We start from the raw sequence: 15742 nt of genomic DNA, 5'->3' as shown, positions 1-15742 counted from the left end.
GCGCAAGCGTCAGCACTCCAGCACCTGGCGCCAGCGGCCGTCAGACTGGCCACAGGCAATGAAGAAAGGATTTCTGAGGGTGTCACGCGCGTTGTAACGCAGGACATCCGGCTGACCATCGGTCAGGCTCTGCGCATCGAAGACACACCCGCCCGCCGCTTCCAGCACGGCCTGCGCCGCGGCGGTGTCCCACTCGCAGGTCGGGGCATAGCGCGGGTAGAGATCCGCGTCGCCTTCCGCGATACGACAGAATTTCAGCGAACTGCCGCAGCTGACGGTCTCGACCGGCGTCAGACGCTCGATCAGCGCCGCCGTCTGCGCATCGAGATGCGACTTGCTGGCCACGACTCTCAACACCTCGGGCTCCGGGCTGACGCGAATGGCCGTTCGTCCATTGGCGTCCTCGCGAAACGCGCCCACGCCATCAAGCCCGCTCCAGGTCGCCCTGAGCACCGGCGCATCCACCACGCCCAGCACGCTGCGCGTCCCCTGGATCAAGGCGACATTGACGGTGTATTCGCCACTGCCGTTGACGAACTCGCGGGTGCCATCCAGCGGGTCCACCAGCCAGAAGGTCTGCCAGTCACGGCGCGCCACGATATCCGCCTTGTCGCTTTCCTCGGAGAGCACCGGAATCTGCGGCGTCAGGCGGGCCAGCCCCTCCACCAGCACACGGTGTGCCGCAAGATCCGCGGCCGTCACCGGACTGTCATCGGCCTTGGCGCGTGTCTCGAGATCGCCGCCCTGCGCAACGGCGAGTATCGCCTGCCCCGCATCACGGCAGAGCGTCTCGATGGCCGTCAGAAGTTCAAGATCAGGGGTGACATCAGACTGATTCATGGAAGTCTCGCAGATAATTCAAGGGAGTCAGCACGCGGCTTTCAGCTCGGGGCCATCATACGCAAAAGCGGCCGCGGATTCTGCCCACGGCCGCTTCCAGGAAGCCATTGATGATGGGGTGCGAGCTCACTCGCACGCCCATCTCAATCGGTGCTGCTATGCCTGCTTCAGTTGCTGCGATAGCCATTGGGGTTGCGTGACTGCCAACGCCAGCTGTCAGCCATCATGCGATCCAGCCCCAGCTCCGCCTTCCACTTCAATTCCTTGAAGGCCTTGTCCGGCTCCGCCCAGCATTCGGCGATATCACCGGAACGCCGCGGCGCGATGCGATAAGGCACCGGGCGACCGCTGGCCTTCTCGAAGGCCTTGACCATGTCCAGCACACTATAGCCAGTGCCGGTACCCAGGTTGTAGGTGTGGACACCATCACGCGCATCACCGGCCAGATAGTCCAGCGCCTTGAGGTGGCCATCGGCCAGGTCGACGACGTGGATGTAGTCACGCACCCCGGTGCCATCCGGCGTCGGATAGTCATCACCGAACACTGCCAGCTCTTCAAGGCGACCCACCGCCACCTGGCTGATATAGGGCACCAGGTTGTTGGGGATGCCGTTGGGGTCCTCACCGATGGTACCGGACTCGTGGGCACCCACCGGATTGAAATAGCGCAGCAGCGCGATGCGCCAGCTGTCATCCGCCACGGACAGGTCACGCAGCACTTCCTCGACCATCAGCTTGGAGCGGCCGTAGGGGTTGGTCGCGGACGTCGGGAAGTCTTCACGGATCGGCGTGGACGCCGGATCGCCATACACGGTGGCGGAGGAAGAGAACACGATACGCTTGACGCCGGCCCGCGCCATGGCATCACACAGCACCAGGGTGCCATTGACGTTGTTGTCGTAGTAGGCCAGCGGCTTGGCGACGCTCTCGCCCACCGCCTTGAGCCCGGCGAAGTGGACCACGGCCTCGATATCATGACGCTCGAACAGGCTGTCGAGCAGCGCGCCGTTGCGGATATCCCCTTCGACGAACGGCACTTCGCGTCCGGCAAGCGTCGCCACACGCGCGAGGGAGGCTTCGCTGGCATTGGACAGGTTGTCCAGCACCAGCACCTGATGGCCGGCCTCCATGAGCGCCAATACCGTATGAGACCCGATGTAGCCTGCACCACCCGTGACCAGAATCATCCATCATCTTCCTTGTGAAAGTAACGCGACAGTGGGCCGCGCAGTTGACCTGCGCCGGCCCCGTTCATGGCTGCTAACCCTACCTTCCAGCCCTTGCGCTCACAAGTCCACAGCCAACGACAGCGTCTGTCGCCAGACAGCAACCTGACCCGTGCAGGATGGCGTCACGCAAGGCCTCGCACGCGACCTGAGCGCCTCGGATCGAGCGTCGCGCTTGCGCGGCGTCAAGGTTTCACCCACGGGAGTTTCGAAACAGGCAATGAAGGCTATTGAGCCGTGGCGCAATGCTGAGACAATGGCGCCGCCTGCCGGCCCGAAAGCCCCACCTGACCGACTCTCGGCGGCGATCGACCGACGCAGGCAGCATGACACGACGTGCATGATCTCCCGTTCAGGAACGAATGCATGCCGTGCAGTGAACAACGCCAACACGACAACGTGCCATCACCTACCATGACCCATACCAACAACACGATGACCAACATGATGAGGAAGCCTGTCGCCAGCGGGCTTCTCTGGAGTCGACATGCCTGAGCAACCTACCGATCACGTCGTTGATCAATCCTCCACGCCGCCGCAAGCGCCACTTGCGGCGCGTATCGGTCTGATACTCGGTCCGCTCCTGCTGCTGCTGACCTGGCTGACCCCTGCCCCGGGCGACATGCCGGACACCGCCTGGCTCTGCGTGGGCCTGGCGCTGTTGATGGCGACCTGGTGGGCCACCGAAGCATTGCCGATACCGGTGACGTCGCTGTTGCCCATCGTGCTGGTGCCCGCACTTGGCATCGACGACATCAAAAGCACCACGGCAGCCTATGCCAATCCGACCATCTATCTGTTCCTCGGCGGCTTCCTGCTCGGGATCGCCATGCAGCGCTGGGACCTGCATCGCCGCGTGGCCCTGCATACGCTGAAGCTTGCCGGCCATTCGCCCCGCCGTCAGATCGCCGGTTTCATGATCGCCACCGGCTTCATCAGCATGTGGGTATCCAATACCGCGACCAGCATCATGATGCTGCCCATCGGCATGTCAGTGGTCAGCCTGATGTCCAGTGGCCGGGATGAGCGCGACAGCGACGACCCGGAGCTGAAGCGCTACGCCGCCGCCCTGCTGCTGGCCATCGCCTACTCCGCCAGCCTTGGCGGTATCGCGACACTGATCGGTACGCCGCCGAATGCCCTGCTGGCGGGTTACCTGTCCAGTGACCAGGGCATCGAGATCGGCTTCGCCCAGTGGATGGTCGTCGGCCTGCCGGTGGCCATCGCGATGTGCACCATCACCTGGTGGTGGTTGACGCGCACGCCCTTCTCCTTCGCATCCGAGACTTCGGACAGTGGCGAGATGATAAAGCGTGAGCTCAAGGCACTGGGTGTCATGAGCAGCGCCGAGAAGCGTGTCGGCATCGCCTTCCTGGTAGCCGCCCTGCTGTGGATGTTCCGCCCGCTGATCAATCAGAGCGGCCTTGAGTGGCTGTCGGATACCGGCATCGCCATGGCCATCGGCGTCGGACTGTTCGCGATTCCCTCCGGCACCTCACGCGGTCGTCGCCTGCTGGTGTGGGAAGACGCGCGTGACCTGCCCTGGGGCGTATTGCTGCTGTTCGGGGGGGACTGGCACTGGCGGGCGTCATCAAGAGCTCGGGTCTGGCGGAGTGGATCGCCGGACAGCTGTCGATGTTCAGCGTGCTGCCGCTCATCGGGCTCGTGGGCATCGTGGTACTGGTGATCATCTTCCTGACCGAGGTCACATCCAATACCGCGACGGCCGCCGCCTTCCTGCCCCTGCTGGGCGCGCTTGCGCTGTCGCTGGACATCGACCCGCTGCTGATCACCGTGCCGGCGGCCATCGCGGCCAGCTGCGCCTTCATGATGCCGGTGGCCACGCCACCCAATGCCATCGTGTTCGCCACCGGGCACCTCAAGATCCAGACCATGATGCGCGCCGGCTTCTTCCTGAACCTGGCAGGCACCGTGGTGGTCACGCTGCTGGCCTATGGCCTGATCGTGGCACTGTGGAGCTGATTCCCTGACAGCGTGACGTGACCCATCACTCGCGCCGCAAGGGGGATCCCCCGAAACGACAACGCCGGACTCCCATGGAGTCCGGCGTTGTCGTTCATGCCAGGCAGATTCTGCGACATCTCATCATGACACCTGCTGTCATGTTCAGAAGAAGCCGAGGAAGCCCTTGATGATCAGCGAGTTGGCGATATCGATCAGGAAGCCACCCACCACCGGCACGATGATGAAGGCCAGACGTGACGGCCCGTGGTGCTGCGTGACCGCCTGCATGTTGGCGATCGCCGTCGGCGTGGCGCCCATGCCGAAACCACAGTTACCCGCGACCAGCACCGCAGCGTCGTAGTTCTTGCCCATCAGGCGGAAGGTGACCTGGGTGGTGTAGAGGAACACCAGCGCGACCTGTGCCAGCAGGATGGCCAGAATCGGCAGTGCCAGATTGGCCAGATCCCAGAGCTTGAGCGTCATCAGTGCCAGTGCCAGGAAGATTGACAGACTGATGTTGCCCAGCACATCCACGGCATGGGTATTGAGATGCTTGTCGCCGAAGGCGCGCACCACGTTGCCGATGACGATACAGCTGAACAGCACCCACACGAAGGTCGGCAGCGAGAAGGCCGTATCCGCCGTGAGTGCCTGCAGCTGCTGACCGCTGACGACCCCGAGCAGCAACATGAAGAGCGTTTTCAGAGCATTGGCGGTATTCAGCGGGTGCTGGACTTCCGTCTCGTCATACTCGGAATCGCTGACCTGGGCATTGATGTCCTGTCCTTCACGCTTCATGCGATTGATCAGGAAACGTGCCGTCGGCCCACCGATCAGCGACCCGAACACCAAGCCGAAGGTGGCACAGGCCATCGCGACTTCCATCGCGCCATTGATGCCATATTCATCGGCGAAGACGTTGGCCCAGGCAGCCCCTGTACCGTGACCACCGGACATGGTGATGGAACCGCCGAGCAGCCCCAGTACCGGGTCGAGGCCAAACAGGCTGGCAACACCGACACCCAGCAGGTTCTGCAGGATGAGCAGGCCGATGACCAGCACGAGGAACAGGATCAGCTTGCTGCCGCCGGCGCGAATCATGCGGACGTCCGCCGACAGGCCGACCGAGCCGAAGAACAGCAACATGAAGGGGGTCTGGAGACCGGCGAAGAACTGAAACTCGTAGCCCAAGCCACGCAGGCCGGTGACGATGAGGGTGGCGATGAGACCGCCGACCACAGGTTCGGGGATGTTGAACTCGCGCAGCACGCGTACGCGCTCGACAATCAGATGACCGACGACGAGGACAAGCGCCGCCAGCAGCAGGGTAGTGATAGCATCAAGTTGAATCATGCGATACCGATGAGTAGTTGTGGGTTGTTCTAGCGGACCTCCTGAACGAGAGGTGCACCGGCGAATCCCGACCGACGAGGGGATGGGGACACATCCATTGTCTCGTCACTCAGGGGGGTTGCCCTTGCACCGCTTGGAATTGTTGTGCTCTCGAATCCGTTGTACCACCAGATCGTTATCATTTACGCGGATGCAGCGATGATACGCAGGGATGGCACCGGTGCAAGTCCGGATATTGACTCGTCAGACAACTTCCGACAAAAGTCTATATCCGCTCGCCATGCCAAGGCCGGGGTTATCAGCTACTGACATTGCGCTCATCCCTTGCCATGACTGGGCTGGGGAGTGATCGGCCTTCAGAAACGACGAAGCCCTCGCCGCAAGGGGCGAGGGCTTCGTGGACCGCCACTGCAAGCAGGATTTCCGCCTTTCGTGGACGCTCGTGTCGCTCATTGCCGTCAGACGGCGACGGGACCCGCCTCTTCGGCACGTTCCGCTTCACTGCGTGCACTGCTTTCCAGGCCGCGATTGACCGCCGACAGCACCGCCTTGAGTGACGCGCTCACGGTGTCACCATCCTCGGCCATACCGCAGACGCGCTTGCCATCGAGATTGAGCATCACGAAGGCCACCGCCACGGCGTCACTGCCTTCCCCGAGCGCATGCTCGCCGTAGTCCACCACGCTGACGGTGGCACCGGTGTGACGCTGCCAGGCATCCATGAAGGCGGAGATGGCACCGTTGCCTTCACCGGCCAAGGCAATCTGCTCACCCTTCTCGTCGATCAGTGTCGCGGTGAGCTGCTCGGCCCCCTCACGATCCAGTCGATAGCCCTTGAGACTCAGCGGTGCCTCGCGCTTGAAGCTGGCATCGAGAATCGCGCGGATCTGGTTGCTGGACAGCTCACCACTGACCTGCTCGCTGGCCTTCTGCACGTGCGGGGCGAGCTCGAGGCTCATCCAGCGCGGCAGGCTGATGCCGTGATCGCGTTCGAGCAGGAAGGCCATGCCGCCCTTGCCGGACTGGCTGTTGACGCGAATCACCGCCTGGAAGTCGCGACCCAGATCCTGCGGGTCGATGGGCAGATAGGCGACCTGCCACGGCTCGTCCGCCTGCTGCTTCTTGAGGCACTTGCGAATCGCGTCCTGATGGCTGCCGGAGAAGGCGGTGTAGACCAGCTCCCCGACCCACGGGTGGCGCGGATGCACCGGCAGATTGGTGCACTCGGTGTAGACCTGGATGATCTCGTCCGGATTGGAGAGGTCCAGCTCCGGGTCGATCCCCTGGCTGTAGAGGTTCATCGCCATGGTGATCAGGTCCATGTTGCCGGTACGCTCACCATTGCCCAGCAAGGTTCCTTCGATGCGGTCCGCCCCGGCCAGCAGGCCGAGCTCGGCAGCGGCAGCGGCACCGCCCCGGTCGTTGTGGGTATGCAGCGAGATGATCGCGCAGTCACGACGACTGAGGTGCTTGATGAAGTACTCGACCTGATCCGCGAAGTGATTGGGCGGGCCCACTTCCACCGTGGCCGGCAGGTTGAGGATGCAGCGATTGTCCGGTGTCGGCTGCCAGACATCCATCACCGCTTCACAGACCTCGACGGCGTAATCCATCTCGGTGGAAGTGAAGCTCTCCGGCGAGTACTGGAACACCCAGTGGGTGTCCGGGTAACGCGCAGCGTAGTCCTTGACCAGCTGCGCACCTTCGACGGCGATGGCCTTGATGCCCTCACGATCCATCTCGAACACCCGCTCGCGCTGAACGGTGGAGGTGGAGTTGTAGACGTGCACCACGGCATCGCGCGCCCCGACCAGTGACTCGAAGGTACGGGCGATCAAGTGCTCACGCGCCTGCACCAGCACCTGGATGCTGACACCCTCCGGCACCTGGTCTTCCTCGATCAACCAGCGCACGAAGTCGAAATCGAGCTGACTGGCGGACGGGAAACCGACTTCGATCTCCTTGAGGCCGATCTTGACCAGCAGCTTCCACATCAGCTTCTTCTGCTCGACCGTCATCGGCTCAAGCAGCGCCTGGTTGCCATCGCGCAGGTCGACACTGGCCCATAGCGGCGCCTGGGTCACGGTACGCGACGGCCATTGGCGGTCGGTCAGCGCGACAGGCGTGACGGGGCGATATTTGGTGTGGTCGAAGGCAGCACTTGGCGTGGATGCAGCAGTCATGGTCGTGTCCTTGGCGTGGTGGGCGTGGAAAGCAACGTTCGACATCCAGATGCGGATTCGATGGCACCTTTCCCGCTCAACAGTGTCCCAATCGGGGCGCCTGAGTAAATGTGAGATGACGAGGGCATCAAGGCCCTCGCATCCGAAAGCTTGCCGCCAGCGCGACAGGCAAGCAAGTCGGAGGTAGAGAACATGGCCGCTACCTGCGACAGGACGTGGCTCCGGATCACGGTTGCCAGCGCGGAAGGAGAGATCGCGGGATCACCGTCGAATGCCTCTCAGCGGCCTCGCATCGATCAGAAGCGAGCCGGGTTCCGCAGGAAGCGGGCTGGACAGGGTGGCCAGTCCACCTGCTCGCACGACCCTGATGGTCGAACATCTGAATCGCTGAACAGTGATTACAGTATATGCTTCATATCGAGGCGCATGATTGCGAAAAACCCACTAAACCGCCATCTTGAAAGCATTTTATTTCATAATTCACACCTTCACCGCCAATGGATTGCGAAAAATGAGCCAGAACATTTCTCTCCCGACACTGGACCGCTTCGATCGACGGATTCTTGACGAACTCCAGCAGTCGGGACGCATCAGCAATCAGGAGCTCGCCGAGCGCATTGGCCTGTCACCGTCACCTTGCCTGCGCCGGGTACGTGCCCTGGAAGAAAGCGGCATGATCACGGGGTATCGGGCACAGGTCGATGCCCGCAAGCTGGGTCTGAGCCTGATGGCGCTGCTGCATATCTCGATGGACCGCCATACCCCGGAGCGCTTCGCCAACTTCGAGGAAACCATCGCGGCGCTGCCCCAGGTGATGGAGTGCCTGCTGATCACCGGTCAGGAAGCCGACTACCAGCTCAAGGTGGTCGTCAATGACATGGATGACTATCACGACCTGCTGCTCAAGCAGATCACCCGTATCGAGGGCGTCACCGGCGTGCATTCAAGCTTCGTGCTGCGTCAGGTGATCGACCATCAGCGCGTGCCGACGATGTGATGACGCCATGAAGACCAGTTGACCAAACGACGACGCCCCGCCGAATCTCGGCGGGGCGTCGTCGTTTCAAGGCGGAAGGTTCATCAGGCGGAAGGTTCAGGCTGACGGCCACGCTAGCCGGTCACTCCAGCGGGCCAGCTCTGGTGAGCGCCCGCTGCTCGCGATGAAGCTCACCGCTCGCCCTCCAGCACCCCGCGACGGATCTGGTCTTCCTCGATGGATTCGAACAGCGCCTTGAAATTGCCTTCACCGAAACCGTCATTGCCCTTGCGCTGGATGATCTCGAAGAAGATCGGCCCGATCACCGTCTCGGTGAAGATCTGCAACAGGATTCCTTCACCCGGTGCGCCATCCACCAGCAGGCTCAAGGCCTTGAGATCCTCGACGTTCTCTTCATGGTTGGGCACCCGTGCATCGACCTTTTCATAATAGGGTTCGGGTGTGGTCAGGAACTTGACGCCATTGGCCTTGAGCGCCTTGACGGTGGCATAGATGTCATCCGTCGCCATCGCCAGATGCTGGATGCCTTCCCCGTTGTAATCCCGGATGAATTCCGCGATCTGGGAGTTGTCGTCGGCGGACTCGTTGATGGGGATGTGCATCTTGCCGCAGGGCGCTGTCATGGCTCGCGAGAAGAGCCCGGTCATCTTGCCCTCGATATCGAAATAACGGATCTCGCGGAAGTTGGCGATACGAGCATAGAAGTCCGCCCACACATCCATCTGGCCGCGTCCGACGTTGTGCGTCAGATGATCCAGCGTATGCAGGCCGACGCTGTTGGCATTCTCCACCGCCCCCTCGATGGCGACGAAGTCGGTGTCGTAGATCGAGCGTTCCCGGTGATGGTCCACGAAATACAGCACCGAGCCGCCAATCCCTTGCACCGCCGGGATGCCCACCTCGCCCGGCCCGACCGGATGCTCGACGCTGCGCGCACCGTGCGCCAGCGCGTAGCGATGCGCCTGCTCGGCATCTGCCACGCGCCAGGCCATCGCACAGGCACTCGGGCCATGAATCGCCGCGAAGCGTGCCGCGGGGCTGTTCGGCTCGGCGTTGAGCACCACATTGATGCCATGCTGCTGGAACAGGAACACCTGCTTGGAGCGATGGCGACGGGTCTCGGTAAATCCGAGCTGATTGAACAACTTGCGCAGGGCATCGATCCCGGCGGCATCCGGTGCCGTGAACTCGACGAACTCGAAGCCGTCCGTGCCGATGGGATTGTGCTGTTCGATACGCGCCGGTGCGTTCATGAGGTACTCCTGAGTCAGGCTGCCGACAAGGCAGGCAAGGTAGAGAAAGGCGGGCGACATCCTTCATGACAGGCGAACGCGCCGCACATCACCTGTGATGTCCCGATTCCGTTATCGGGAATCTATGCCTTGCCTGCCGCCCTGCCCATGCACCTTGCGCCCTCATTGGTGCCGTATCCTGCCTCCCCCCACGCCAGACATGTAACGAAACTCTGCCATAGCGCTGACGGCCATCTCGACACTGCTCACCCGGGGCGCTCTCACTGCCGCGAGCACCTGACACTGCGTCATGCTTTCTTTACACCTATCGGCGCGTCGCGCCTGCGACTGCCACATGCCCGTCTTGCGTTGGCCACTAGAGCCAGGCGCCACTGCCCAGCTGCCAGGCGACGGCCAGCAGAATGGCCGCGATGAAGGCTTCGATGACCTGCCAGGCACGCGGACTGGTCAGGCGGGGTGCCAGCCAGCCAGCACAGGCCACCAGCCCGAAGAACCAGACCATCGAGGCCAGGCTGGCTCCGGCGATGAAGCCCGCCGGCGAGCTCTGTTGTGCCCCGATGGCACCCAGCATCACCAGGGTATCCAGATAGACCTGCGGATTGAGCAAGGTCACCGCCAGAGTCGCCATCAGCACCTTGCCAAGGCTCGCCTTGAGCGCCGTACTCGCCGTGAGCTGCCCACCACTGCGCATGCGCCCCAGCGCCTTGACGGCTTGCCAGAGCAGGAAGGCGACACCTCCCCAACGCGCGATGCTCATCAACATGGGGGATTGCTGCATCAAGGCCCCCAGCCCCAAGACCCCCGCCACGATCAGCAGCCAATCACACAGCGCACAGAGCCCCGCGACCCACCATTGATGTTCGCGCTTGAGTCCCTGACCCAGCACGAAGGCATTCTGGGCACCGATGGCGATGATCAGCCCGGCCCCGACACCTGCTCCATTGAACACTGACCACCACATGACACTGCCCTTCCCTTGCTTGACTCTCTGATTCAGCGCGTTGCGCCCCTGTCTGTCTTCGGCGCGCTTCCGGACTTCCCGGCGCTGCAGCCGCAGGCAGAGTACGCTAGGATGAATACATCATGGAAATTGATTCAGGGAATGGCTCATAAGGATTTCTGATGCTGGACTACAAACTGCTGGAGGCGCTGGCCGCCGTCATCGACCAGGCAGGTTTCGAGCGCGGGGCACGCGCGCTGGGCCTGACACAATCAGCGGTCTCGCAGCGCATCAAGCTGCTGGAGGCCCGTCTGGGTCAGCCGGTACTGGTGCGCACGCCACGCCTGGGACCGACTCCACTGGGGCGGCGTCTGCTCAACCATGTGCAGCAGGTGCGCCTGCTGGAGCATGACCTGCTGGATCAGATTCCCGCTCTCGGTGACAGCGAGCAGCGCCTGCGCATCGCCATCAATGCCGACTCGCTGGCCACCTGGTGGCCACAGGTCACCGGTGCCTTCTGTCAGACGCACGAGCTGCTGCTGGACATGCTGGTGGAAGATCAGGAGGTCGCCCTCAAGCGCATGCGCGATGGCGAGGTGGCGGGCTGCATCTGCTCGACCCCACGCCCGGTCCAGGGGGCTCGCTCACACCCGCTGGGCAGCATGCGGTATCGCGCATTGGCCAGCCCGGATTTCGTGCGCCGCCACATCGCCGGAGAGGATGGCGTCATCCCGTCACGTCTGCCTGCCGAGAAACTGCGCAGCATGCCCGCCATCGTCTATGGCCGGGATGACCGTCTGCAGCATCGGCTGCTGGCCGAGATGGGCTTCGACGAGCCTTTCCCGCATCACCTCTGTCCCTCCTCAGAAGGCTTCGTTCACCTGGCCTTGAGTGGCATGGGCTATGGGATGATTCCCGAGCAGCAGGCGCGCCACCTGCTGGACAGCGGTGAACTGGTCGATATCGCGCCGGACCACGCGCTGGACATCCCGCTCTACTGGCATCACTGGCGCCATGGCGGCAGCACCCTCGAACAGCTCACTGATCACCTGCTGCGTCACTGCAGCGCCATGCTGCTGCCCATACCGGAGCAGCAACCGCCACGCCCGGGGACCCTGTGATCCTGTGAGCTTATGACTCTGTCCGCATCACGCCAGCCCCTCGCACTCAGCTCGTCTGCTGCTCACGCACCAGCTGAGCGAGAAAGCGATCACAGGCCGCCAGCTGGCGGATGTCGATGTACTCGTTGGCCTGATGGGCCACGCTGATGGAGCCGGGCCCGCAGACCACCGTCGGCCAGCCTTCGCGCTGGAACTGGCCCGCTTCGGTGGCATAGGTCACCGCCTGACTGGCACGCGCCTCCCCCAGCAGACGCTGACAGAGATGGATCGCCGGATCACGTTCGCCCTGCCCCAGCGCCGGCACCGTCTTCACCGTGCGCTCACTGTGGATCGCCACCTCGGGCGCCCGCTCGCGATAGGGCACGAGCAGACGCTCCGCGTAGGCATCGATCTCCGCCAGCATCGCCTCGACATCCTCGCCCGGCAGATGGCGCAACTCCCAATCGAAGATGCACTGCCCTGCGGTGATGTTGACAGCCGTGCCGCCTTCGATGCGCCCGACATGCAGGCTGGCATGCGGCACCTCGAAACGCTCGTCGAGATGCCCACAATCGATGCGCGCCTGCATGCGGTCCTCGATGAAGGTGACCATGCGTGCCGCCAGATGAATCGCGCTGACCCCCAGATTGACCTGACTGGAATGCGACGGCTTGCCGGTCACCGTGGTGCGGATGACCGTGATGCCCTTGTGGGCATCGACGACGCTCATCAAGGTCGGCTCCCCCACCAGCACCGCCGCCGGGCGCGGCAGGCGATCACGCAGACGCGCGATCATGCGCGGCGCGCCGAGACAGCCGATTTCTTCATCATACGAGAAGGCGAAAATCACAGGCCTTTCAAGCTTGCCATCACGCGCTGCACTCACCAGCGCCGGCACCGCCGCCATGCAGCAGGCGATGAAGCCCTTCATGTCGGATGAGCCCCGCCCATACAGGCGGCCATCGGCCTCGCGCAGCGTGAAGGGATCACTGTCCCAGGCCTGCCCCTCCACCGGCACCACATCGGTATGCCCGGACAGCACCACACCGCCCTCCACGTCAGGGCCGATCACCGCGAGCAGATTGGCCTTGTCACCGCCATCATCATGAATGATCTCGGCGCTGACACCGGCCACTTCCAGAGCATCACGCAGGCAATGGATCAACGCCAGATTCGAGTCACGTGACACGGTCGCGAAATGGATCAGATGCGCCAGCCATTCACGGCTGTTCGGCCAATCGGAGAAGTCGGCGTGCTGAGGCATCAGGCTGGCGGTATCGACGGCGCTGGTGGCGGAAGCGTGCATGGGGGGCATTCCTGTTCGGGGACATCTGAGCGGAGAGCACCATGCGCAACGCGCTGGCCTCATGTGCTCACCGGTATAGCGCAGCGCACCTTTGACAACAAGCGCAAGGCCACGCCAGGCACCGGGCCAGGAGTGCCGCGATCAGCCACAGGCCGCAAGCGCCTTGCGACGCGGGGGATAGAGCACCAGCGCGATCCCGAACAGGAAGATGCTGCACGAGAGCCACTGTGCCAGCGACAACTGCTCATCAAAGATGGCGTAACCACTGAGCAACGCGAACACCGAGACCAGCAAGGTCATGGGGGCCAGTTGACTCATCGGATACTTGAGCAGCATCCGGTTCCAGACCCAGTAACCAAAGAGGGTCGTCGGATAGGCCTGGAACAGCACCGAGACCCAGGCATCCATCCCCCACTGTTGATAGGTGGCACTCAGCACCCCCCAGCCATTCATCGCGACGCTCAACGCCATCAGCGGTAGCGGCGCAAACAGCATGCCCCAGAGGTTGAAGGCGAAAGGTGTGCGCGTGCCGGAGCTGCGCAGAATCACGCCAGCCAGGGGCCAGCAGATCGCCGCCAGCAGGATGAAGGCAAGTCCCGCCAGGGTCACGTTGCCGTTGGTGGTGAAGACGGAGACCACCAGCCCCACCAGCGAGACCAGAATACCTGCCGCCATGCGCGGAGAGATGATCTCCCGGTAGAGCAGCACGCCGACCAGCACCGTGGTCAGCACATCGGTCTGCAACAGGACCGCCGCCATGCCAGAGGACAGCCCGAAGGTGATCGAGCATGAGGCCATGCCCCAGATACCGGTACCGAACACCAGCCCGTAGGCCATCAGGTAGCGCCACGGCACCTGCGGCTTGCGGATGAAGAAGATGAGCGGAAAGGTGGCACACGCGAAGCGCGCCGCGGCGATCAGCAAGGGATCCATGTCACTGACCCCCAGCTTGATCATCGAGAAGTTGAAGCCCCAGATTGCCATCACGCTGGTGATGAGCAATAGATCGCGTCCCTGCATGGCGTGTCTCCTGATCGAGGTTCCCTTGACGACGGGCAATGACCGCCGCTGTCCGTGACCGTGGAACATCACGGTGATGACGTGCGGCATACGAGGGCCAGTCTCGCTTGCCGCACCAAGGCCGTACAGATACAGTTTCTGGACATTCCACCAGTACAGTTCGCTCATGGCACGCTATCGACAGCTGGCAGAGAAGTGCATTCAGGATATTCAGGCCGGCAGACTCAGTACCGGGGATCGCATGCTGTCGCTGCGCCAGTTTGCCCGCCAGCACGGCATCAGCGTGTCGACGGCGGTCAGCTGTTATGCGGAGCTGGAATCGCAGGGCTGGCTGATGGCTCGCCCACAATCGGGGTTCTTCATCGTCGAGCCCTCACGTGTCATGCCCGCGCCCACCTGGCAGTCCTTCGAGAGCCGAGTCATCACACCCGCCACGCATCGCCATCGCACGCAGAGGTGGTGCGGGCCGCTGGGCACTGCGCATCTGGCGCTGGACAAGGCGACCCGGCAGGCACTGGATCGCAGCCTGCGCCGCGCCATGAAGCGGGCCGTGCATACCCTCAACCAGTATCCCGCCGCGCAAGGCGAACCCGCACTGTTGAGCGCCCTGGCGAGCCATTTCACCCAGGCCGGCTTTGTGCTGGGCAGTGAGGAGCTGGTCATCACTCACGGCTGCATGGATGCGGTCAGGACGGCGCTTGAGGTCTGCACGCAACCCGGCGACACGGTGGCAGTCAGCTCACCGTGCTACAACGGCCTGCTGGATCTACTCTCGCAGCTGTCCCTCGACGTGATCGAGATTCCCTCGAGTGCACAAGGCATCGATCTCGATCAGTTCGAACAGCATCTCGCCAACGGTCAGCTGCAGGCCGGGCTGTTCTGCACCACTCACATGAATCCCCAGGGCATCACCCTCACTCCCGCGCAGAAACAGCGCCTGGCCAGGCTTGCCAATCACTACCGCGTGCCGGTGATCGAGGATGATGTCTATCTCGAGCTCACCCATCGCGAAGCGCCGCCACTGCCAACGGCCTGCCACGACGAAGGTGGCTTCGTCATCTGGTGTGGTTCGGTCTCCAAGACCCTGTCACCGAGCTACCGACTGGGCTGGTGTCGGCCCGGTCGATTCCTTCCGCCATATCTCAAGCGCGCGCTGGGTGTGCCGACGCTGGTACAGTGCACCGTCGCGGACTTCATCGATTCCGGCGCCTATGCCAGTCACCTCAAACGTGTCCGTCACCAGCTCAGCCAGCACAAGGCCCACTACCTCAACTATCTGAGTCAGCATCTGCCCGAGGGCAGTCGCGTGACGCAACCACAAGGTGGCCTGGTGCTGTGGATCGAGGTGCCCGGCCTCGATGCCAGGGCCCTCGGCAAGGCCGCCGAGCAGGCACAGCTAGATATCCGGATCGGCCCCTGGTTTACCGAATCTGCGCGCTATCGCAATTGTCTGCGTCTCAATATCGGCCTTGCACCGGATGAGCGGATCGAGCAGGAACTCGCCCGCCTGATGACGTTGATCGCGAATCACTGCAAACGCTGAAGGTTGTCGTGCTCAC

At 62.9% G+C, this 15742-nt stretch carries 11 protein-coding genes and 1 pseudogene; 4 read left to right on the top strand and 8 right to left on the bottom strand.

The window, feature by feature from the left end:
- Positions 1–9: 9 nt before the first annotated feature.
- Together cysQ and galE are read right to left on the bottom strand one after the other, a co-directional pair.
- Positions 10–840: a 3'(2'),5'-bisphosphate nucleotidase CysQ gene (gene cysQ, locus BFX80_RS05230; protein ID WP_084208122.1), complete on the bottom strand. Its 831-nt coding sequence runs from the start codon at positions 838–840 to the stop codon at positions 10–12.
- A 167-nt stretch (positions 841–1007) separates the two neighbouring features.
- Positions 1008–2027, bottom strand: a complete 1020-nt coding sequence (gene galE / locus BFX80_RS05225; protein ID WP_084208121.1) for a UDP-glucose 4-epimerase GalE — start codon at positions 2025–2027, stop codon at positions 1008–1010.
- 526 nt (positions 2028–2553) lie between these two features.
- Between galE and BFX80_RS05220 the strand changes: the two are divergent.
- Positions 2554–4049: pseudogene (locus BFX80_RS05220) on the top strand (SLC13 family permease).
- 144 nt (positions 4050–4193) lie between these two features.
- On the opposite strand, the gene gltS reads toward BFX80_RS05220, so the two are convergent.
- Positions 4194–5384, bottom strand: coding sequence for a sodium/glutamate symporter (gene gltS, locus BFX80_RS05215; RefSeq protein ID WP_077374665.1), 1191 nt, complete (start codon positions 5382–5384; stop codon positions 4194–4196).
- Between the two features lie 458 nt (positions 5385–5842).
- The gene (leuA, locus tag BFX80_RS05210) at positions 5843–7567 is read right to left on the bottom strand and encodes a 2-isopropylmalate synthase (protein ID WP_084208120.1); all 1725 of its coding nucleotides are present in this window, start codon (positions 7565–7567) and stop codon (positions 5843–5845) included.
- Between the two features lie 511 nt (positions 7568–8078).
- Here leuA and BFX80_RS05205 point away from each other — a divergent pair.
- Entirely contained in the window at positions 8079–8564 is a 486-nt protein-coding gene (locus BFX80_RS05205) for an Lrp/AsnC family transcriptional regulator (protein ID WP_077374671.1), read from the top strand.
- Positions 8565–8734: 170 nt separating this feature from the next.
- Here BFX80_RS05205 and hppD read toward each other — a convergent pair whose 3' ends face one another.
- Positions 8735–9817 carry a 4-hydroxyphenylpyruvate dioxygenase gene (hppD, locus tag BFX80_RS05200; RefSeq protein WP_084208119.1) on the bottom strand — a complete coding sequence of 361 codons (1083 nt, stop codon included), beginning with the start codon at positions 9815–9817 and terminating at the stop codon, positions 8735–8737.
- A 355-nt stretch (positions 9818–10172) separates the two neighbouring features.
- Positions 10173–10778, bottom strand: coding sequence for a LysE/ArgO family amino acid transporter (locus BFX80_RS05195; protein ID WP_077374677.1), 606 nt, complete (start codon positions 10776–10778; stop codon positions 10173–10175).
- 161 nt (positions 10779–10939) lie between these two features.
- Between BFX80_RS05195 and BFX80_RS05190 the strand changes: the two genes are divergently transcribed.
- On the top strand, positions 10940–11878 hold the full coding sequence (locus tag BFX80_RS05190; RefSeq protein ID WP_077374680.1) for a LysR family transcriptional regulator ArgP: 939 nt from the start codon (positions 10940–10942) through the stop codon (positions 11876–11878).
- A 46-nt stretch (positions 11879–11924) separates the two neighbouring features.
- On the opposite strand, the gene argE is transcribed toward BFX80_RS05190, so the two are convergent.
- Both argE and BFX80_RS05180 read right to left on the bottom strand, forming a co-directional pair.
- Positions 11925–13163, bottom strand: coding sequence for an acetylornithine deacetylase (gene argE / locus BFX80_RS05185; RefSeq protein WP_338079149.1), 1239 nt, complete (start codon positions 13161–13163; stop codon positions 11925–11927).
- 141 nt (positions 13164–13304) lie between these two features.
- Positions 13305–14183 (bottom strand): EamA family transporter, encoded by an 879-nt coding sequence (locus BFX80_RS05180; RefSeq protein ID WP_077374683.1) that lies wholly within the window; start codon positions 14181–14183, stop codon positions 13305–13307.
- Between the two features lie 166 nt (positions 14184–14349).
- Between BFX80_RS05180 and BFX80_RS05175 the strand changes: the two genes are divergently transcribed.
- Positions 14350–15726: an aminotransferase-like domain-containing protein gene (locus BFX80_RS05175; RefSeq protein ID WP_084208118.1), complete on the top strand. Its 1377-nt coding sequence runs from the start codon at positions 14350–14352 to the stop codon at positions 15724–15726.
- Positions 15727–15742 lie beyond the last annotated feature (16 nt).

The sequence above is a fragment of the Cobetia marina genome (assembly GCF_001720485.1).
GTDB classification, from domain to species: domain Bacteria; phylum Pseudomonadota; class Gammaproteobacteria; order Pseudomonadales; family Halomonadaceae; genus Cobetia; species Cobetia marina.
This window is presented reverse-complemented; position numbering and strand designations above follow the sequence as displayed.

Bases quoted from the DNA above. Each gene is read 5' to 3' on its own strand.
- BFX80_RS05205 (WP_077374671.1), top strand. From the start codon at position 8,079: ATGAGCCAGAACATTTCTCTCCCGACACTGGACCGCTTCGATCGACGG.
- galE (WP_084208121.1), bottom strand. From the start codon at position 2,027: ATGATTCTGGTCACGGGTGGTGCAGGCTACATCGGGTCTCATACGGTA.
- argE (WP_338079149.1), bottom strand. From the start codon at position 13,163: ATGCACGCTTCCGCCACCAGCGCCGTCGATACCGCCAGCCTGATGCCT.
- BFX80_RS05195 (WP_077374677.1), bottom strand. From the start codon at position 10,778: ATGTGGTGGTCAGTGTTCAATGGAGCAGGTGTCGGGGCCGGGCTGATC.
- BFX80_RS05190 (WP_077374680.1), top strand. From the start codon at position 10,940: ATGCTGGACTACAAACTGCTGGAGGCGCTGGCCGCCGTCATCGACCAG.
- BFX80_RS05180 (WP_077374683.1), bottom strand. From the start codon at position 14,183: ATGCAGGGACGCGATCTATTGCTCATCACCAGCGTGATGGCAATCTGG.
- cysQ (WP_084208122.1), bottom strand. From the start codon at position 840: ATGAATCAGTCTGATGTCACCCCTGATCTTGAACTTCTGACGGCCATC.
- leuA (WP_084208120.1), bottom strand. From the start codon at position 7,567: ATGACTGCTGCATCCACGCCAAGTGCTGCCTTCGACCACACCAAATAT.
- gltS (WP_077374665.1), bottom strand. From the start codon at position 5,384: ATGATTCAACTTGATGCTATCACTACCCTGCTGCTGGCGGCGCTTGTC.
- BFX80_RS05175 (WP_084208118.1), top strand. From the start codon at position 14,350: ATGGCACGCTATCGACAGCTGGCAGAGAAGTGCATTCAGGATATTCAG.
- hppD (WP_084208119.1), bottom strand. From the start codon at position 9,817: ATGAACGCACCGGCGCGTATCGAACAGCACAATCCCATCGGCACGGAC.